This window comes from Pseudomonas sp. RL_5y_Pfl2_73 (assembly GCF_963970515.1).
Taxonomy (GTDB): domain Bacteria; phylum Pseudomonadota; class Gammaproteobacteria; order Pseudomonadales; family Pseudomonadaceae; genus Aquipseudomonas.
On record NZ_CAXAPD010000008.1, the window covers coordinates 70,807 to 89,292 of the forward strand.

Consider the following 18,486-nt stretch of genomic DNA (forward strand, 5'->3'; position numbering starts at 1 on the left):
CGGGCCCGCCGCTTCCCAAGCTCTTCAGAGCAACACCACGTCGTATTGTTCCTGGGAATACATGGTTTCCACCTGAAAGCGAATCGTGCGTCCGATAAACGCTTCCAGCTCCGCGACATTGCCTGACTCCTCGTCGAGCAGGCGATCCACCACTTTCTGGTTCGCCAACACTCTATAGCCAGTCGCCTGATAGGCGCGCGCCTCGCGGAGGATTTCCCGGAAGATTTCGTAACACACGGTTTCCGGGGTCTTGAGCTTGCCGCGGCCCTGGCAACTGCTGCACGGCTCGCACAGCACCTGTTCGAGGCTTTCGCGGGTGCGTTTGCGGGTCATCTGCACCAGGCCCAGCTCGGTGATACCGATGATGTTGGTCTTGGCGTGGTCGCGTTCGAGTTGTTTTTCCAGGGTCCGCAGCACCTGCCGCTGATGCTCTTCATCCTCCATGTCGATGAAGTCGATGATGATGATCCCGCCCAGGTTGCGCAGGCGCAGTTGCCGGGCAATGGCCGTGGCGGCTTCCAGGTTGGTCTTGAAGATGGTTTCTTCCAGGTTGCGATGGCCGACGAACGCCCCGGTGTTGACGTCGATGGTACTCATGGCTTCGGCCGGATCGACCACCAGGTAACCACCGGACTTGAGCGGCACCTTGCGCTCCAGGGCTTTCTGAATTTCGTCCTCGACGCCATACAGGTCGAAAATCGGCCGCTCGCCGGGGTAATGCTCGAGACGGTCGGCGATTTCGGGCATCAGTTCGGCCACGAACTGGGTGGTTTTCTGGAAGGTTTCCCGGGAGTCGATGCGGATCTTCTCGATCTTGGGGCTGACCAGATCGCGCAAAGTTCGCAGCGCCAGGCCCAGGTCTTCGTAGATCACACTGGGGGTGGCAATAGTCTTGATCTGCGCGGCTATCTGGTCCCAAAGCCTGCGCAGGTAGCGGATGTCCATGAGGATCTCATCGGCACCGGCCCCCTCGGCGGCGGTGCGCAGGATGAACCCACCGACTTCCTTGATGCCTTCTTTTTCCACACAGTCGCTGACCACCTGCTTGAGGCGCTCGCGCTCGGCTTCGTCTTCGATCTTCAGGGAAATGCCAACGTGGGCGGTACGCGGCATGTACACCAGGTAGCGCGACGGAATCGACAGCTGCGTGGTCAGGCGCGCGCCCTTGGAGCCGATGGGGTCCTTGGTGACCTGCACCACCAGGCTCTGGCCTTCATGCACCAGCGCGCTGATGCTCTCCACGGCCGGCCCTTCACGCATGGAAATTTCCGAAGCATGGATGAACGCCGCGCGGTCCAGGCCGATGTCGACGAATGCCGCCTGCATGCCCGGCAGCACCCGCACCACCTTGCCTTTGTAGATATTGCCGACAATGCCACGCTTTTGCGTACGCTCGACGTGGACCTCTTGCAGCACACCGTTTTCAACCACCGCCACGCGCGATTCCATCGGTGTGATGTTGATCAGGATCTCTTCACTCATGGCAGGGTCTCGTTCAGGCATATTCACGATTATGGCCGCATCAAGTCAGACGGCGCTCAGCGCGCGCTCAAGGTTTGCCAACAGGGTATGCCGAAATGGCCCAACAGTTCTGCGGTTTCGCACAGCGGCAGGCCAACCACGGCGGAATAACTGCCTTCAAGCCCGGCCACGAACACCGCGCCCAGTCCTTGAATACCATAGCCGCCGGCCTTGTCCCGGGGTTCTCCGCTGGCCCAATAGGCCGCCGCCTCCTGTTCCGTGATCGAACGAAAGCGCACCCGGCTGCGCACAACGCGGGATTGGCAACGCTGCCCATCCAGTATGGCAATGGCGGTCAATACTTCATGCTCGCGAGCGGACAGGCTCAAGAGCATCGTCATGGAATCGGCCTGGTCCACGGGCTTACCGAGAATTCGTCCGTCCAGTACCACAGCCGTATCGGCGCCCAACACGCAGACATCGAAGCCGGCGTCCAAGGCTCGCCGCCCCGCCTCGGCCTTGCCACGCGCCAGGCGCTCGACATAGGCCGCAGGGGTTTCGTGGTCCAGGGGCGTTTCGTCGATGTCTGCGCCGATGGCGGTAAAGGGCACGCCGATCTGCGTGAGCAGTTCACGCCGACGCGGCGAGCCTGAGGCGAGGTAAAGCGGTTTCATCAAGACATCTCCCTAACGCGGCCGGCTTTTGTGGCCAGAGATTGCTCCCGCCGGGCTGCGCCGTAGGAACTGTGTAGGCGCTGACGAGCGAAGCGAGGCTGCGATCTTGTCCCAGACAATTGAGTCGCAAGCGAAAGATCAAGATCAAAAGATCGCAGGCTTCGCCAGCGCCTACAGAACCCTCTGGCCACAGGGATGTGAGTCATCAAAAAGTGTAGATATCCTGAGCGAATCAGTTGATTTTGAAACGCAGGCGCAGGCCACGCAAACCGAAGCTGACCCATGGCCAGAGCAAGGCACTGACCAGGGCTGGCAAGATCAGCGCCAGGGTCGGCTGGCGATTGCCGGTCAGCGCGCTGAGCCACAGTTGCACCAGTTGCGCCAGGCCGAAGATCACCAGGATCACCAGGCACTGCTGCCACATGGGGAACATCCGCAGGCGTTGTTGCAACGACAGCACCAGGAAGGTGATCAGCGTCAGAATCAGCGCGTTCTGCCCCAGCAACGTGCCATACAGCACGTCCTCGGCCAGGCCCAGGCACCAGGCGGTGACCATGCCGACCTTGTGCGGCAAGGCCAGTGCCCAGAAGGCCAGCAACAGGGCCAGCCACAGTGGGCGCAGGATTTCCATGAACTGCGGCAGCGGCGAAACACTGAGCAACAGGCCGATGGCGAAGGTCAGCCAGACCATCCAGCCGTTACCGGATTGGGTACTGCTCATTCTTCTCGTGCTCCCCTGGGGGCTGGCGCGGTGGCCGGCGTGGAGGCTGGCGGTTTGACGGCGGGCCGGGCTGGCTGAGCTGGCTGCGCGGCGGGCGCGTGGGTAGCCGAGCGGGTCGGCCTCACAGCAGGCGCGGCGGGTGCGGTGGCCGGGGTTGCCGCTGGCGTGGTGGCCGGAGCCGCCGTCGCCGGTGCAGGCACTGGTGGTTTTGGCACCGTGACCGGGACAGGCGCAGGCGTTGCTGTCGCAGCCGACTCGCCGCCCTGGCGGTCCTGGGCTTCCTGGGCCACGGCGGCATCGTTGGCACGCTCTTCGGGCGTGCGGTTGTCGCTAAATACCAGCAGCAGATAGCGGCTGCGATTCAATGCGGCCGTCGGCACCGCGCGAACGATGGCAAACGGCTGACCGGAGTCATGGATGACTTCCTTGACCGTAGCCACCGGATAACCGGCCGGGAAGCGCTGGCCAAGACCGGAGCTGACCAGCAGGTCGCCTTCCTTGATATCGGCGGTATCGGCCACGTGCCGCAGTTCCAGGCGTTCCGGATTGCCGGTGCCGCTGGCAATCGCGCGCAAGCCGTTGCGATTGACCTGCACAGGAATGCTGTGGGTGGTGTCGGTCAGCAGCAACACCCGGGAGGTGTAGGGCATCAACTCCACCACCTGGCCCATCAGGCCCCGGGCATCAAGCACCGGCTGGCCGAGGACGACGCCGTCGCGCTCCCCTTTGTTGATGATGATGCGGTGGGTGAAGGGGTTGGGGTCCATGCCGATCAATTCGGCCACTTCGACCTTCTCGTTGACCAGCGCAGAAGAATTGAGCAACTCACGCAGCCGCACGTTCTGCTCGGTGAGGGCCGCCAGCTTTTGCATGCGCCCCTGCAACAGCAGGTTTTCGGTCATGAGTTTTTCGTTTTCGGCGACCAGTTCGGTCCGGCTGCCAAACTGGCTGGCCACACCTTGCCACAAGCGCTGCGGCAGGTCGGTGATCCAGTAGGACTCCATCAACACCAGCGACATCTGGCTGCGCACTGGCTTGAGCAGCGTGAAGCGGGCATCGACCACCATCAGCGCGACCGAGAGCACGGTCAACACCAGCAGGCGTACACCCAATGAGGGGCCTTTAGCGAAAAGCGGTTTAATAGGCCGCTCCTCCCAGGCAAATGTTTTCTTTATTCATACGGCATCAAACCGGCCTGGATACGAATGACAGAAGATAAACGCCAACGGGCAGCACTGCAAAGTGCTGCCCGGGAGCGAACAACATAGACGTTCCAGCCAACTTATTCGCTGGAGAGCAGGTCCATGGTGTGCTTGTCCATCATTTCCAACGCACGGCCACCGCCGCGGGCAACGCAGGTCAACGGGTCTTCGGCAACGATCACCGGCAGCCCGGTTTCCTGGGCCAGCAGCTTGTCGAGGTCACGCAGCAGCGCGCCACCACCGGTCAGCACCAGGCCGCGCTCGGCGATGTCCGACGCCAGCTCCGGCGGCGATTGCTCCAGGGCGCTCTTGACGGCCTGGACGATGGTCGCCAGCGACTCTTGCAGCGCTTCGAGCACTTCGTTGGAGTTGAGCGTAAAGGCCCGTGGAACGCCTTCGGCCAGGTTGCGACCGCGCACGTCGACTTCACGCACTTCACCACCCGGATAGGCCGTGCCGATTTCCTGCTTGATACGCTCGGCGGTGGATTCGCCGATCAGGCTGCCGTAATTGCGACGCACATAAGTGATGATCGCTTCGTCGAAACGGTCGCCGCCCACACGTACGGATTCGGCGTAGACCACACCGTTGAGGGAGATCAGCGCGATTTCAGTGGTACCACCACCGATGTCGACGACCATCGAGCCGCGGGCTTCTTCCACCGGCAAGCCGGCACCGATGGCAGCAGCCATTGGCTCTTCGATCAGGAACACTTCACGGGCACCGGCGCCGAGGGCCGATTCACGGATAGCGCGTCGCTCTACCTGGGTGGACTTGCATGGAACGCAGATCAGCACACGAGGGCTGGGCTGCAGGAAGCTGTTTTCGTGAACCTTGTTGATGAAGTACTGCAGCATCTTTTCGCAGACGCTAAAATCGGCGATCACGCCGTCTTTCATTGGGCGAATGGCCGCGATGTTGCCCGGTGTACGGCCCAGCATGCGCTTGGCTTCCGTACCGACAGCCACGACACTTTTCTGGTTACCGTGGGTGCGGATGGCCACGACCGAGGGTTCATTCAGAACGATACCGCGCTCGCGCACGTAAATAAGGGTGTTGGCAGTGCCCAGGTCAATGGAAAGATCGCTGGAAAACATGCCACGCAGTTTCTTGAACATGGGAAAGGGACCCTAGGCAACGCGTGGGTAAAAAAGTGCGGCAAACTCTAACAACGACAGGGATTTTGGGCAAGGCGCCAATATGTTAAATTGGCCGCTTTTCTGTGCACCAAACCCCACAATCGCGGCCAATGCCCTGTTTCGCGAATGCGTTCCTTTTTTTGCCGAGTGACTATTGTCGCCAGGCAAGGCGCCGCGAAGAGTCATAGCCCGCGATGGCGAGAAGCGGCAACGCAGCATGACGGCAATAGACGCTGTCAAAAAGGAACAGTATTTGTGATACAGGGCACTGGACCGTAGAAATGCGGTAGTGTTCCGACAATCTAACACACGGGCAGACTACGTCCGTTTTGTTTTCCACTGGAGAATCCCATGGCGCTTGAACGCTCCGACGTGGAAAAAATCGCTCATCTGGCCTGTCTGGGCCTTAATGAAGCCGATCTTCCACACATCACTTCTGCCCTGAACAGCATTCTGGGGCTGGTCGACGAGATGCAGGCGGTCGATACCGACGGTATCGAACCGCTGGCCCACCCGCTGGAAGCCAGCCAGCGCCTGCGCGCCGACATCGTGACCGAGTCCAATCACCGCGAGGCCTACCAGTCCATCGCACCAGCGGTCGAAAACGGCCTGTACCTGGTTCCGAAAGTCATCGACTAAAGGGAAAGAGCCTCTCATGCATCACATGACCCTGGCCGAGATCGCCCGCGGACTCGCCGATAAAAAGTTTTCTTCCGAAGAGCTGACCCAGGTCCTGCTGGCGCGCATCGCCCAGCTTGATCCGCAGCTCAACAGCTTCATCAGCCTCACCCAAGAGCTGGCCCTGAGCCAGGCCAAGGCCGCCGACGCCCGGCGCGCCAACGGCGAAACCGGTACCCTGCTCGGTGCGCCGATTGCCCACAAGGACTTGTTCTGCACCCAGGGCATCCGCACCAGTTGCGGCTCGAAGATGCTCGACAACTTCAAGGCCCCGTACGATGCCACCGTGGTCGCCAAGCTGGCCGCCGCCGGCGCCGTGACGTTGGGCAAGACCAACATGGACGAATTCGCCATGGGCTCGGCCAACGAGTCGAGCTACTACGGCGCAGTGAAAAACCCGTGGAACCTGGAGCACGTACCGGGCGGCTCCTCCGGTGGCTCCGCCGCCGCCGTGGCTGCGCGCCTGTTGCCGGCCGCCACCGCCACCGACACCGGCGGCTCGATTCGCCAACCGGCGGCGTTCACCAACCTCACGGGCCTCAAGCCGACCTACGGCCGCGTCTCGCGCTGGGGCATGATCGCCTACGCCTCCAGCCTCGACCAGGGTGGCCCACTGGCCCGCACCGCAGAAGACTGCGCGATCCTGCTGCAAGGCATGGCCGGCTTCGACCCGAACGACTCCACCAGCATCGATGAGCCAGTTCCGGACTACAGCGCCAGCCTCAACAGCTCGCTGCAAGGCCTGCGCATCGGCGTGCCGAAGGAGTACTTCAGCGCCGGCCTCGACCCACGTATCGCTGAGCGGGTCCACAACAGCGTCAAAGAGCTGGAGAAGCTCGGCGCGGTCATCAAGGAAATCAGCCTGCCGAACATGCAGCACGCGATTCCCGCGTACTACGTGATCGCCCCGGCGGAAGCGTCCTCGAACCTCTCGCGTTTCGACGGTGTGCGCTTCGGCTATCGCTGCGAGAACCCGGAAAACCTGATCGACCTGTACAAGCGCTCCCGTGGCGAAGGCTTCGGTGCCGAAGTGCAGCGCCGGATCATGGTCGGCGCCTACGCGTTGTCCGCCGGCTACTACGATGCCTACTACCTCAAGGCGCAGAAAATCCGCCGCCTGGTAAAGAACGACTTCATGGCCGCCTTCAACGAGGTCGACATCATCCTCGGCCCGACCACGCCAAACCCGGCCTGGAAACTCGGCGCCAAGAACAGTGACCCAGTCGCCGAGTACCTGGAAGACGTCTACACCATCACCGCCAACCTCGCCGGCTTGCCGGGCCTGTCCATGCCGGCCGGTTTCGTCGATGGCCTGCCGGTGGGCGTGCAGTTGCTCGCGCCGTATTTCCAGGAAGGCCGCCTGCTCAACGTGGCTCACCAGTATCAGTTACACACTGACTGGCACACCCGCACCCCTCAGGGGTTTTGAAACTGCTGCGCTCGGTAATGCTGCGTTGAAAACTGGCTCGAAATGCTCATTGACTAAAGTCAACTCCGCGTTCTCGCCAGTTTTCGCCTTGCCTTACCTTCGCTCGCGACGTTTCAAAATCCCCTGATAAGACTTCTGAGGAGAAACACATGCAATGGGAAGTCGTGATCGGGCTGGAGATTCATACACAGCTCACCACCCGGTCGAAAATCTTTTCCGGTAGTTCCACCACATTCGGCTCCGAGCCCAACACCCAGGCCAGCCTGGTCGACCTGGGCATGCCCGGTGTACTGCCGGTACTCAACGCCGAAGCGGTGCGCATGGCGGTGATGTTCGGCCTGGCGATTGACGCCGAGATCGGCCAACACAACGTGTTCGCCCGCAAGAACTACTTCTACCCGGATCTGCCCAAGGGCTACCAGATCAGCCAGATGGAATTGCCGATCGTTGGCAAGGGCCACCTGGACATCGCCCTGGAAGACGGCACGGTCAAGCGCGTCGGCATCACCCGTGCGCACCTGGAAGAAGACGCCGGCAAGAGCCTGCACGAAGAATTCAACGGTGCCTCCGGTATCGACCTGAACCGCGCCGGCACGCCGCTGCTGGAAATCGTCTCCGAGCCGGACATGCGCAGCGCCAAGGAAGCCGTGGCCTACGTCAAGGCGATCCACGCATTGGTGCGCTACCTGGGCATCTGCGACGGCAACATGGCCGAAGGCTCGCTGCGCTGCGACTGCAACGTGTCGATCCGCCCCAAAGGCCAGGTCGAATTCGGCACCCGCTGCGAGATCAAGAACGTCAACTCGTTCCGCTTCATCGAGAAGGCGATCAACAGCGAGATCCAGCGCCAGATCGAACTGATCGAAGACGGTGGCAAGGTCATCCAGCAGACCCGCCTGTACGACCCGAACAAGGACGAGACCCGTCCGATGCGCAGCAAGGAAGAAGCCAACGACTACCGTTACTTCCCCGACCCGGACCTGCTGCCGGTGGTCATCGAGAACACGTTCCTCGACGAAGTACGCGCCACCCTGCCGGAACTGCCACCGCAAAAACGCGAGCGCTTCCAGGCGCAATTCGGGCTGTCGAGCTATGACGCCAACGTCCTGGCCACCAGCCGCGAACAAGCCGATTACTTCGAGAAAGTCGTAAGCATCGGCGGCGACGCCAAGCTGGCGGCCAACTGGGTGATGGTCGAGCTGGGCAGCCTGTTGAACAAGCAGGGCCTGGAAATCGATGAGTCGCCGGTCTCGGCCGAGCAACTGGGCGGCATGTTGGTGCGGATCAAGGACAACACCATTTCCGGCAAGATCGCCAAGATGGTGTTTGAAGCCATGGCCAATGGTGAAGGCAGCGCCGACGAGATCATCGAGAAGCGCGGCTTGAAGCAGGTCACCGACAGCGGCGCCATTTGCGCCGTGCTCGATGAAATGCTCGCGGCCAACGCCGAGCAGGTCGAACAGTACCGTGCGGCAGACGAAGCCAAGCGCGGCAAGATGTTCGGCTTCTTCGTCGGCCAGGCCATGAAAGCCTCCAAGGGCAAGGCCAACCCGCAACAGGTCAACGAACTGCTCAAAAGCAAGCTCGAGGGCTGATTGCCATGGAGCCAGATATCACGCCTGGCTCCCTTCGCCCTTGCGGGAGCGAGCCTGTGGGAGCAAAACTTGCTCGCGATGAAGACACCTCGATCCCTCAGTGGACCGCGTTATCGTTCGTCGCGAGCAAGTTTTGCTCCCACAGGCTTTGCCCCCACTGCTCGCTCCCACATTTGTATTTGGAAAACCCTACATGAAGCGTCTCCTCGGCGCCTGCGCGCTACTGTCCCTGTTGGCCGGTTGCGCCAGCCAGAGCGGGACGGTCGATCCACACGGCTACGACCAGACCGGCGTCGCCTCCTATTACGGTGCCCGGCACCATGGCAAGCGCACCGCCAGCGGCGAGCGTTTCAACCAGAATGGCCTGACCGCCGCCCATCGCCGGTTGCCGTTCGGCACCCGGGTGAAAGTCACCAACCTGAAAAACAACGACAGTGTGGTGGTCCGCATCAATGACCGCGGCCCGTATACTCGTGGCCGTTTGATCGACGTGTCCCGCGAAGCCGCCGAGCGACTGGGCATGTTACGCAGCGGCACCGCACGGGTGCGGGTGCAAGCCCTCGACGACTGATAGACGGAGCCCGGCCATTTCCCTACTCACCGCCCTACCGCTGCTCAGCCTGATCGAATTGTTCGGCGCCCTGCTGTTGCTGATCGGCGGTGCCGAACTGCTGGTGCGCGCCGCCGTGGGCCTGGCGGCACGCTTGCAGGTACGACCGCTGATCATCGGCCTGACCGTCGTCGCGTTCGGCAGCAGCGCCCCACAAATGGCCGTCAGCCTGCAGGCGACCCTGGCGCAAAACGCCGACATCGCCGTGGGCAGCGTGATCGGCAGCAGCATCTTCAACATCCTCGTCACCCTCGGGCTGTCGGCGCTGATCATTCCGTTGCGCGTCTCACGCCAACTGGTGCGCCTGGACATCCCGTTGATGATCGGTGCCAGCCTGCTGGTGTTCGTGCTGGCCTGGAATGAGGAACTGACCCGGTTGGACGGCGTATGGCTGCTGGTGGCCCTGGTGGTGTACCTGGGTCTGTTGCTACGCCAATCGCGACACTCGGGGCGGCCGCACGCCCTGCGTATCACCGTGGCCCAGGGATCCTGGCCCAAGAGCCTGTCGATGATCGTGCTGGGCTTGGCCATGCTGGTTTTCGCCGGGCACCTGCTGCTGGCCGCAGCGGTGGAAGTGGCGACGGACCTGGGGCTCTCGGAACGCATCATCGGCCTGACCATTGTCGCCGTCAGCACCTCGCTGCCGGAGCTGGCCACCTCGTTGATCGCCGCCCTGCGCGGCCAGCGGGACATTGCGGTCGGCAACGTCATCGGCAGTAACCTGTTCAACCTGCTCGGGGTATTGGGCATAACCGCCCTCGCCGCCCCCACGCCACTGTCGGTCTCACCGAACGCCCTGGACTTCGACCTGCCGGTGATGCTCGGCGTGGCGGTGCTGTGCTTGCCGGTGTTCTATTCCGGGTATCGTGTCACCCGCGCCGAAGGCCTGCTGTTACTGGGTTTGTACCTGGCCTATGGGCTGCACGTGATCTCCTTCACCACCGGCATGCCCCTGGCCGGCCAACTGGAACGGCTGATGCTGTTCTATGTGCTGCCGACCCTGCTCGCGTTTTTGCTGTTCACCTCCCTGCGCGCCTGGCGCCGTCAACATCACAAGAGGGATTTGCCATGACCGACACTCCAAAGACCGGCCTGAACATGCGTCGCCAGGTCATGGGCGACGCGTTCGTCGACCGCGCCCTGGGCAACGCCACCGAATTCACCCAGCCATTGCAGGATTTCGTCAATGAGCATGCCTGGGGCAGCGTCTGGAGCCGCGAAGGCCTGCCGCTGATGACCCGCAGCCTGATCACCCTGGCCGCCCTCACCGCCCTCAAGTGCCCCCAGGAACTCAAAGGCCACGTGCGTGGCGCGCTGAACAACGGCTGTACGGTGGAAGAGATTCGCGAGGCATTGCTGCATTGCGCGGTGTACGCGGGCGTGCCGGCGGCGATCGATGCATTTCGGGCGGCGCAGGAAGTGATCGATAGCTACCAGAAGCCGGAGTAAAAGCCTGAGTCTTGCAGTGGTAGGTCAGCCCTCTTCGCGAGTAAGCCCGCTCCCACATTGACGGCGTTCTTCCATGGAAACGCGGTCGAATGTGGGGCTTGCTCGCGAATGGATCGAAAGAACGCTGCAAATCTGAAGCTAGATCCACCCACCCCACTGCAACACAAAAATCCCCAAATTGGTGGTGATCGCCGCCATCAGCGTGGTGATCACGATGATCGCCGCCGCCAGTTCATGGTTGCCGTCGGCCGCCCGGGCCATGACGTAACTGGCGGCGGCGGTGGGGCTGCCGAAGTACAGGAACAGGATCCCCAGTTCCGCCCCGCGAAACCCCCAAAGCCAGGCGCCCAGGGTGGCCAGCAGCGGCAGGCCGATCATTTTCACCAGACTCGAACTCAAGGCCATCTTGCCGCTCTTACGCAGGGCCGCCAGCGACAACGTGCCACCGATGCAGATCAACGCCAGGGGCAAGGTCATCTGGGCAAGGTATTTGGCCGAGGTTTCGAACCAGTTCGGCAGGCCTACCTGCCAATAGGCCAACGGCGCGGCTACGACCACACTGATGATCAGCGGGTTGCTGACCACGCTTTTGCAGATACTCCAGGGATCGGACTTGATCACCGGGCTGTAGACCGCCAGCACAATGGTCGACAGAGTGTTGTAGAACAGGATCACCAGCGCCGCAAGAATCGCCCCCAGGGAAATCCCGTAGTCGCCGTACATGCTCGCTGCCAGTGCCAGGCCGATCACGCCGTTGTTGCCGCGAAAGGCGCCTTGGGTATAGATGCCACGGTCCTCACGCGGGCAACGCCAGATCGCCCAGCCCCAGGCCACGGCAAAGCACACCAGGGTGGCAATGGAAAAATAGATCAACAGGTCCGGCTGCAATGCCGCGTGGAGATCGGCATGCAGGATACCGAGGAACAACAGCGCCGGCATGGTGACGTTGAACACCAGGGACGAGGCCATGTGGATGAAATTGTCGTTGATCCAATAGATGCGCTTGAGCAACGTCCCCAGAAACAACATGGCAAACACCGGCGCGGTGATGTTCAGGGTTTCGAGGAAAATTGCCAGCATGCCGGGGACCTTGAGAGGGGTGTCGTTAGGTGGCTAATGATAAGCCACTTTCCCACTGATCGTTCCCACGCTCTGCGTGGGAATGCAGCCAGGGACGCTCCGCGTTCCAAGAATCGAACGCGGAGCGTCCGTTGAGGCATTCCCACGCGGAGCGTGGGAACGATCAATCGCTACCCCCCAAGGCCAGGATCAGGTAATCGGCGCAGGGTTGAACAAGGTGATGTCGTTGTACAGCTTGTGCCGCTCGGCCCAGGTCTGTTTCTTGCCGCTGGCCACGTCCAGGTAGTAGTGGAACAGCTCCCAGCCCAACTCTTCGATAGTCGCGCGTCCGGTGGCGATCCGGCCGGCGTCGATGTCGATCAGGTCCGGCCAGCGCTGGGCCAGTTCGGTGCGGGTCGAGACCTTCACCACCGGAGCCATGGCCAAGCCGTACGGCGTGCCGCGACCGGTGGTGAACACGTGCAGGTTCATCCCCGCCGCCAGTTGCAGCGTGCCGCAGACAAAGTCACTGGCCGGCGTGGCGCAGAAGATCAGGCCTTTTTGCTTGAAGCGCTCGCCTGGGCCGAGCACGCCATTGATCGCGCTGCTGCCGGACTTGACGATCGAGCCCAGGGATTTTTCGACAATGTTCGACAGCCCGCCCTTCTTGTTGCCCGGCGTGGTATTGGCGCTACGATCGGCTTCGCCCTTGGCCAGGTAACGGTCGTACCAGTCCATTTCGCGCACCAGTTCCTGAGCCACTTCCTGGGTTTGTGCCCGAGAGGTCAGCAGGTAGATCGCATCGCGCACTTCGGTGACTTCGGAGAACATCACCGTCGCCCCGGCCCGCAGCAGCAGGTCCGAGGCGAAGCCCAGCGCCGGGTTGGCAGTGATGCCGGAAAACGCATCGCTGCCACCACATTGCATGCCCAGGATCAGCTCCGAAGCCGGTACGGTTTGACGGCGGCGCTGGTCGAGTTTCTTCAGGCGGGTCTCGGCCAGTTCCATGATCTGTTCGATCATCTCGGTGAAACCGTGACTGGCATCCTGCAAGCGATACAACCAAGGCTCGCTGAGGTCCACCGAGCTGTCGTTCTCATGCATCACCTGCCCGGCCTGCAATTTCTCGCAGCCCAGGCTGATCACCAGTGCTTCGCCCCCCAGGTTCGGGTTGCGCGCCAGGTTGCGTACGGTGCGGATCGGTATGTAGGCGTCGGTGGCAGTGATCGCCACGCCACAGCCATAGCTGTGGGTCAGCGCCACCACGTCATCGACGTTGGGGTACTTGGGCAGCAACTCGTCCTTGATGCGCTTGACCGCATGGTCCAGCACCCCGGTCACGCACTGCACCGTGGTGGTGATGCCCAGGATATTGCGCGTGCCGACGGTACCGTCGGCGTTGCGGTAGCCCTCGAAGGTGTAACCCTCCAGCGGCGCATCGGCCAGCGGTACATCGGTGGACAGCGGCAGGCTGTTCAGCGGCGGTGCGGTGGGCATGCGCAACTGGTCCTCCTTGACCCAACTGCCACGGGGAATCGGTTGCAGCGCGTAGCCAATGACCTGACCGTAGCGAATCACCTCGCCGCCCTGGGGAATATCCTGCAGCGTGACCTTGTGGCTCTGCGGTACAAAGTCGACGGTGACCAGGCCGTCCGGGAACTCGGTCCCGGACGGTACGCCCTGGTCATTGACGACGATCACCACATTGTCCCGCTCATGCAGGCGGATATAACGCGGCGAATCGGCATGTTCAATCAGTTGCATGGACGCCGCTCCTTCAGGATTTAGCTTCAGACAGGCTGGAAAATTGATCACCCTTGGCCGTGGGTTCTTTGAGCACGACACGTTTGATCGGCCCCACGATGACCAGGTAGCTGAACACCGCCACCAGCGCGTTGCAGCCGACAAACACCAGCGCCCACTTGAACGAGCCGGTAGCGTTGATGATGTAGCCGATGACGATTGGTGTGGTGATCGATGCCAGGTTACCGAAGGTGTTGAACAGGCCACCGCTCAAACCGGCGATCTGTTTTGGCGAAGTATCGGAGACCACGGCCCAGCCCAGTGCGCCGACGCCTTTACCGAAGAAGGCCAGGGCCATGAAGCCCACCACCATCCATTCGATGTCCACGTAGTTGCACGCCACGATGCTGCTGGACACCAGCAGGCCAGCGATGATCGGCGCCTTGCGGGCGAAAGTCAGCGAGTGGCCCTTGCGCAGCAGGTAGTCGGAAATCACCCCGCCCAGCACGCCGCCGATGAAACCGCAGATCGCCGGCAGGGACGCGATGAAACCAGCCTTGAGGATGGTCATGCCGCGCTCCTGCACCAGGTACACCGGGAACCAGGTCAGGAAGAAGTAGGTGATGCCGTTGATGCAGTACTGGCCCAGATACACGCCGAGCATCATGCGGTTGGTCAGCAGTTGGCGGATGTAATCCCACTTCGGACCGTCGGTGTTCTTATCCTTGCCCTTATCCTGGTCCATGTCGACCATCGCCCCATTAGCGGCGATGTAATTGAACTCGGCCTCGTTGATCATCGGGTGCTGACGCGGGCTGTGGATAATTTTCAGCCAGACCAGCGAGAACACGATACCGACCACGCCCATCACGATGAACACGTGCTGCCAGCCGAAGCGGTAGACAATCCAGCCCATCAGCGGTGCAAACAACACCGTCGCGAAATACTGGGCCGAGTTGAAAATCGCCGAAGCGGTGCCGCGTTCAGCGGTGGGGAACCAGGCCGCGACGATGCGGGCGTTGCCTGGGAAGGAAGGCGCCTCGGCCAGCCCAACCAGAAAACGCAACATGAACAGCGCCACCACGGCGGTGGAGACACCGAACTCACCGACATAGCCTTGCAGCACGGTGAACAGCGACCAAGTGAAGATGCTCAAAGCATAGATTTTTTTTGACCCGAACCGGTCAAGCAGCCAGCCGCCCGGAATCTGCCCGGCCACGTAGGCCCAGCCGAAGGCGGAGAAGATATAACCGAGGGTAACGGCATCGATGCCGAGGTCTTTCTGCAGGCTGGAGCCGGCGATAGCGATGGTTGCGCGGTCGGCGTAATTGATCGTCGTCACCAAAAACAGCATGAGCAGGATCAAACAGCGGACGCGAGTCGGCTTGGTTTCTTGCATGTAAATCTACTTCCACTCATTATTTTTATACGGGTCAGCGCGGTGTTACGCCCTGTAGGAGCTGTCGAGTGCAGCTCCTACAAGGGTGTTGCGCTGTATCAGGAGCCGATGTAGGAAGTCTTCACCACGGTGTAGAACTCTTGCGCGTAGCGACCTTGCTCACGCGAACCATAGGACGAGCCTTTGCGCCCGCCGAATGGCACGTGATAATCCACGCCGGCGGTCGGTAGGTTGACCATCACCATGCCTGCCTGGGAATGGCGCTTGAAGTGGTTGGCATACTTCAGCGACGTGGTGGCGATACCAGCCGACAGACCGAACTCGGTGTCGTTGGCCATCGCCAGTGCCGCCTCGTAGTCAGCCACGCGCACCACGTTGGCCACCGGGCCGAAGATCTCTTCGCGGCTGATGCGCATCGAGGCTTCGCTGTCGGCGAACAGGGTCGGCGCCAGGAAGTAACCTTCAGTGTCGCACGTCACCAAACCACCACCGCTGACCAGCCGTGCACCTTCGCTCTGGCCGATATCAATGTACTTCAAGTCCTGGCTGAGCTGAGCTTCGGAAACCACCGGGCCGATATCAGTGCCCGCCTTCAATGCATGACCCACCTTGATCGACTGCATGCGCTCGGCCATGGCCTCGACGAACGTGTCATGGATACCGGCGGTGACGATCAGGCGACTTGAAGCCGTGCAACGCTGCCCGGTGGAGTAGAACGCGCTCTGCACCGCCAGTTCGACAGCCTGCTTGAGGTCGGCGTCATCGAGGATGATCTGCGGGTTCTTGCCGCCCATCTCCAACTGCACCTTGGCCTGGCGCGACACGCAGTTGACGGCGATCTGCCGCCCCACGCCCACCGAACCGGTAAAGCTGATGCCGTCGACTTTCGGGCTATTGACCAGCACTTCGCCAACCACACGGCCGCTGCCCATCACCAGATTGAACGCACCCGCCGGGAAACCGGCACGGGAAATGATCTCCGCCAGGGCCCAGGCACAGCCCGGCACCAGCTCGGCGGGCTTGATCACCACGCAGTTGCCGTAGGCCAGGGCCGGGGCGATTTTCCACGCCGGAATGGCGATCGGGAAATTCCACGGCGTGATCAGGCCGACCACGCCGAGGGCTTCGCGGGTAACTTCAACATTGACGCCTGGGCGCACCGACGGTACGTAATCGCCCGACAGGCGCAGGCATTCACCGGCGAAGAATTTGAAAATGTTGCCGGCGCGGGTCACTTCGCCAATGGCTTCGGGCAGGGTCTTGCCCTCTTCCCGGGCCAGCAGTTGGCCGAGCTCTTCACGGCGGGCGAGGATCTCGCTGCCGACTTTGTCTAGCGCATCATGACGGGCCTGAATGCCCGAGGTCGACCAGGCCGGGAAGGCGACGCGGGCGGCTTCGATGGCGGCATTGACTTGCGCTGCGTCAGCCTTGGCGTACTCACCGATGACATCGGACAAATCAGACGGGTTGATGTTGGTGCAGTAGTCAGCACCGGCCACCCACTGACCATTGATGTAGTTATCGAAACGCTTTGAATCTGCCACGGAGCTACTCCTTCTACAAAAGCGGTCTAGGAACGCAGAACGTCCCTGGCTGCGCTTCCACGCGATGCGTGGGAACGATCAAGCCTTACGCAAAAAGCCGCTGATTGCTCAGCGGCCTTATCGGGTCTGTTACTGCTTGCCTTGCTTGTCGATCAGCGCGGCCAGGGCTTCGTATTCTTCGGGCAACAGGTCGGTCAGCGGCGTGCGCACAGGGCCCGCGTCATAACCAACGATCTTCGCGCCAGCCTTGACGATGCTCACCGCGTAACCGGCCTTGCGGTTGCGGATGTCCAGGTACGGCAGGAAGAAGTCGTCGATGATCTTGCCGACAGTCTCGTGATCGTCACGGGCAATGGCGTGGTAGAAATCCATCGCGGTTTTCGGGATGAAGTTGAACACCGCCGAAGAGTAGACCGGCACGCCCAGGGCCTTGTAGGCCGCGGCGTAGACTTCAGCGGTCGGCAGGCCGCCCAGGTAGCTGAAACGATCGCCGAGGCGGCGACGGATCGACACCATCAGCTCGATATCGCCCAGGCCATCCTTGTAGCCGATCAGGTTCGGGCAGCGCTCGGCCAGTTGCTCCAGCAACGTGGCGTTCAGGCGGCAGACGTTGCGGTTGTACACCACCACGCCGATTTTCACCGATTTGCACACCGCTTCAACGTGGGCGGCAACGCCGTCCTGGCTGGCTTCGGTCAGGTAATGCGGCAGCAGCAACAGGCCCTTGGCACCCAGGCGCTCGGCTTCTTGGGCGTATTCGATGGCCTGGCGAGTGGCACCGCCAACACCGGCAAGGATTGGCACGCTGGTGGCGCAGGTATCGACGGCGGTCTTGATGACTTGGGAATACTCGCTGGCGGCCAGGGAGAAGAATTCACCGGTGCCGCCCGCAGCGAACAATGCAGAGGCGCCATACGGGGCCAGCCACTCGAGGCGCTTGATGTAGCTGTCGCGATTGAAATCGCCAAGGGCTGTGAAATCGGTGACCGGGAACGACAGCAGGCCCGACGAGAGGATGGACTTCAGTTCTTGTGGATTCATTATTCGAACACCCTGGACGCAAATGATGTGTTGTAGGAAACGGTTCAGCTTCATGCGAAGTTGTAGGTCATCGTACAACTTAAAATATGTACGTCAACTGCATTTCGTCTTTTGTCGGGTGTCGGGGTTGAGGCGTTTGTCGCAAAACCTTGTAAATCGGGCTTTTGAGCCGGAGGGAAAAGACTGACGAAACTTGCCGAACGAGCACTAGGACCGCTCATCGCGACTGTCAACTCTGTCAGTAGCCGCCGTTATGGCAAGGGGGCATAACCCAGGCATGGCTGTGCTGTGCACGGCCGTAGTCCCTTTCACAATCTTTTAAGTGAGTCGCCCGTACGCGACGATCAGGGCTGCCTCACAGGGAGTGACATCATGGCGAAGAGCTATGCGAAACCGACGCTCAAGGGTTTTCCAACCACAGGGGAAGTCACGATCAACTTGTCACAGGTAGAGACGTTGACCGTGAAGATTCCGGATGCAGATTTCGACCCCTACTCAAACGCCCGACTGACTCTGGGCGTCGGCTCGACGTCTCCAACTCCGGTAGGCGCGTTTACACCGCTGACCGAGGGCGAGGAAGGTACGCCCTGCAAGGATGTGACAATGACGCTAACCAATGCCGACTTGACAGCTTACATCGGCAAATTGGTTGAGCTTCGTTATGAGGTTAGCTACGAGAGCTGGGATCCCGATACATCCGAGCCGCAAATGTTGCGGGTCAAGGCGTAGTAGCCATCTCCGT

Annotated in this window: 16 protein-coding genes and 1 pseudogene; 7 read left to right on the forward strand and 10 right to left on the reverse strand. The window is 61.4% G+C overall.

The window, feature by feature from the left end; translation table 11 throughout:
• Positions 1–24: 24 nt before the first annotated feature.
• The 5 genes from rng to mreB all read right to left on the reverse strand — a co-directional run bounded on the left by rng (position 25) and on the right by mreB (position 5,176).
• On the reverse strand, positions 25–1,482 hold the full coding sequence (gene rng, locus AACY42_RS10010) for a ribonuclease G (RefSeq protein ID WP_339478994.1): 1,458 nt from the start codon (positions 1,480–1,482) through the stop codon (positions 25–27).
• A 56-nt stretch (positions 1,483–1,538) separates the two neighbouring features.
• Entirely contained in the window at positions 1,539–2,135 is a 597-nt protein-coding gene (locus tag AACY42_RS10015; RefSeq protein ID WP_339478995.1) for a Maf family protein, read from the reverse strand.
• Positions 2,136–2,367: 232 nt separating this feature from the next.
• Complete coding sequence (gene mreD / locus AACY42_RS10020; RefSeq protein ID WP_339478996.1) at positions 2,368–2,856, reverse strand: rod shape-determining protein MreD; 489 nt, start codon at positions 2,854–2,856, stop codon at positions 2,368–2,370.
• Positions 2,853–3,998 (reverse strand): rod shape-determining protein MreC, encoded by a 1,146-nt coding sequence (mreC, locus tag AACY42_RS10025; RefSeq protein ID WP_339479195.1) that lies wholly within the window; start codon positions 3,996–3,998, stop codon positions 2,853–2,855. Before mreC ends, mreD begins: the two co-directional genes overlap by 4 nt.
• A 140-nt stretch (positions 3,999–4,138) precedes the next feature.
• The gene (mreB, locus tag AACY42_RS10030; RefSeq protein WP_002555108.1) at positions 4,139–5,176 is read right to left on the reverse strand and encodes a rod shape-determining protein MreB; all 1,038 of its coding nucleotides are present in this window, start codon (positions 5,174–5,176) and stop codon (positions 4,139–4,141) included.
• A 372-nt stretch (positions 5,177–5,548) separates the two neighbouring features.
• Here mreB and gatC point away from each other — a divergent pair, with 372 nt between their 5' ends.
• The 6 genes and pseudogenes from gatC to AACY42_RS10060 all read left to right on the forward strand — a co-directional run bounded on the left by gatC (position 5,549) and on the right by AACY42_RS10060 (position 10,958).
• Positions 5,549–5,836: an Asp-tRNA(Asn)/Glu-tRNA(Gln) amidotransferase subunit GatC gene (gene gatC, locus AACY42_RS10035; RefSeq protein ID WP_003177981.1), complete on the forward strand. Its 288-nt coding sequence runs from the start codon at positions 5,549–5,551 to the stop codon at positions 5,834–5,836.
• Between the two features lie 16 nt (positions 5,837–5,852).
• Positions 5,853–7,304 carry an Asp-tRNA(Asn)/Glu-tRNA(Gln) amidotransferase subunit GatA gene (gatA, locus tag AACY42_RS10040; RefSeq protein ID WP_339478999.1) on the forward strand — a complete coding sequence of 484 codons (1,452 nt, stop codon included), beginning with the start codon at positions 5,853–5,855 and terminating at the stop codon, positions 7,302–7,304.
• Between the two features lie 143 nt (positions 7,305–7,447).
• Positions 7,448–8,899 (forward strand): annotated as a pseudogene (gatB, locus tag AACY42_RS10045) (Asp-tRNA(Asn)/Glu-tRNA(Gln) amidotransferase subunit GatB); the annotation flags it as partial.
• Between the two features lie 193 nt (positions 8,900–9,092).
• Positions 9,093–9,470, forward strand: a complete 378-nt coding sequence (locus AACY42_RS10050) for a septal ring lytic transglycosylase RlpA family protein (protein WP_339479001.1) — start codon at positions 9,093–9,095, stop codon at positions 9,468–9,470.
• A gap of 49 nt (positions 9,471–9,519) precedes the next feature.
• Positions 9,520–10,581, forward strand: a complete 1,062-nt coding sequence (locus tag AACY42_RS10055) for a calcium/sodium antiporter (protein WP_339479197.1) — start codon at positions 9,520–9,522, stop codon at positions 10,579–10,581.
• Positions 10,578–10,958 carry a carboxymuconolactone decarboxylase family protein gene (locus tag AACY42_RS10060; RefSeq protein ID WP_339479002.1) on the forward strand — a complete coding sequence of 127 codons (381 nt, stop codon included), beginning with the start codon at positions 10,578–10,580 and terminating at the stop codon, positions 10,956–10,958. The genes AACY42_RS10055 and AACY42_RS10060 overlap by 4 nt, the downstream gene beginning before the upstream one ends.
• A gap of 138 nt (positions 10,959–11,096) precedes the next feature.
• On the opposite strand, the gene AACY42_RS10065 is transcribed toward AACY42_RS10060, so the two are convergent.
• From AACY42_RS10065 to kdgD, 5 genes are all read right to left on the reverse strand, one after another.
• Positions 11,097–12,038, reverse strand: coding sequence for an AEC family transporter (locus AACY42_RS10065; protein ID WP_339479003.1), 942 nt, complete (start codon positions 12,036–12,038; stop codon positions 11,097–11,099).
• A gap of 189 nt (positions 12,039–12,227) precedes the next feature.
• On the reverse strand, positions 12,228–13,781 hold the full coding sequence (garD, locus tag AACY42_RS10070; RefSeq protein WP_339479005.1) for a galactarate dehydratase: 1,554 nt from the start codon (positions 13,779–13,781) through the stop codon (positions 12,228–12,230).
• A gap of 13 nt (positions 13,782–13,794) precedes the next feature.
• Positions 13,795–15,159: an MFS transporter gene (locus AACY42_RS10075; RefSeq protein ID WP_339479007.1), complete on the reverse strand. Its 1,365-nt coding sequence runs from the start codon at positions 15,157–15,159 to the stop codon at positions 13,795–13,797.
• Positions 15,160–15,257: 98 nt separating this feature from the next.
• Positions 15,258–16,703, reverse strand: a complete 1,446-nt coding sequence (locus tag AACY42_RS10080; protein ID WP_339479009.1) for an aldehyde dehydrogenase family protein — start codon at positions 16,701–16,703, stop codon at positions 15,258–15,260.
• A gap of 129 nt (positions 16,704–16,832) precedes the next feature.
• Positions 16,833–17,744 (reverse strand): 5-dehydro-4-deoxyglucarate dehydratase, encoded by a 912-nt coding sequence (kdgD, locus tag AACY42_RS10085; RefSeq protein WP_339479010.1) that lies wholly within the window; start codon positions 17,742–17,744, stop codon positions 16,833–16,835.
• Positions 17,745–18,116: 372 nt separating this feature from the next.
• Between kdgD and AACY42_RS10090 the strand changes: the two genes are divergently transcribed.
• On the forward strand, positions 18,117–18,473 hold the full coding sequence (locus AACY42_RS10090; RefSeq protein WP_189664601.1) for a hypothetical protein: 357 nt from the start codon (positions 18,117–18,119) through the stop codon (positions 18,471–18,473).
• Positions 18,474–18,486 lie beyond the last annotated feature (13 nt).

Bases quoted from the DNA above. Each gene is read 5' to 3' on its own strand.
- rng (WP_339478994.1), bottom strand. From the start codon at position 1,482: ATGAGTGAAGAGATCCTGATCAACATCACACCGATGGAATCGCGCGTG.
- AACY42_RS10015 (WP_339478995.1), bottom strand. From the start codon at position 2,135: ATGAAACCGCTTTACCTCGCCTCAGGCTCGCCGCGTCGGCGTGAACTG.
- mreD (WP_339478996.1), bottom strand. From the start codon at position 2,856: ATGAGCAGTACCCAATCCGGTAACGGCTGGATGGTCTGGCTGACCTTC.
- mreB (WP_002555108.1), bottom strand. From the start codon at position 5,176: ATGTTCAAGAAACTGCGTGGCATGTTTTCCAGCGATCTTTCCATTGAC.
- gatC (WP_003177981.1), top strand. From the start codon at position 5,549: ATGGCGCTTGAACGCTCCGACGTGGAAAAAATCGCTCATCTGGCCTGT.
- gatA (WP_339478999.1), top strand. From the start codon at position 5,853: ATGCATCACATGACCCTGGCCGAGATCGCCCGCGGACTCGCCGATAAA.
- AACY42_RS10050 (WP_339479001.1), top strand. From the start codon at position 9,093: ATGAAGCGTCTCCTCGGCGCCTGCGCGCTACTGTCCCTGTTGGCCGGT.
- AACY42_RS10060 (WP_339479002.1), top strand. From the start codon at position 10,578: ATGACCGACACTCCAAAGACCGGCCTGAACATGCGTCGCCAGGTCATG.
- AACY42_RS10065 (WP_339479003.1), bottom strand. From the start codon at position 12,038: ATGCTGGCAATTTTCCTCGAAACCCTGAACATCACCGCGCCGGTGTTT.
- garD (WP_339479005.1), bottom strand. From the start codon at position 13,781: ATGCAACTGATTGAACATGCCGATTCGCCGCGTTATATCCGCCTGCAT.
- AACY42_RS10075 (WP_339479007.1), bottom strand. From the start codon at position 15,159: ATGCAAGAAACCAAGCCGACTCGCGTCCGCTGTTTGATCCTGCTCATG.
- kdgD (WP_339479010.1), bottom strand. From the start codon at position 17,744: ATGAATCCACAAGAACTGAAGTCCATCCTCTCGTCGGGCCTGCTGTCG.
- AACY42_RS10090 (WP_189664601.1), top strand. From the start codon at position 18,117: ATGGCGAAGAGCTATGCGAAACCGACGCTCAAGGGTTTTCCAACCACA.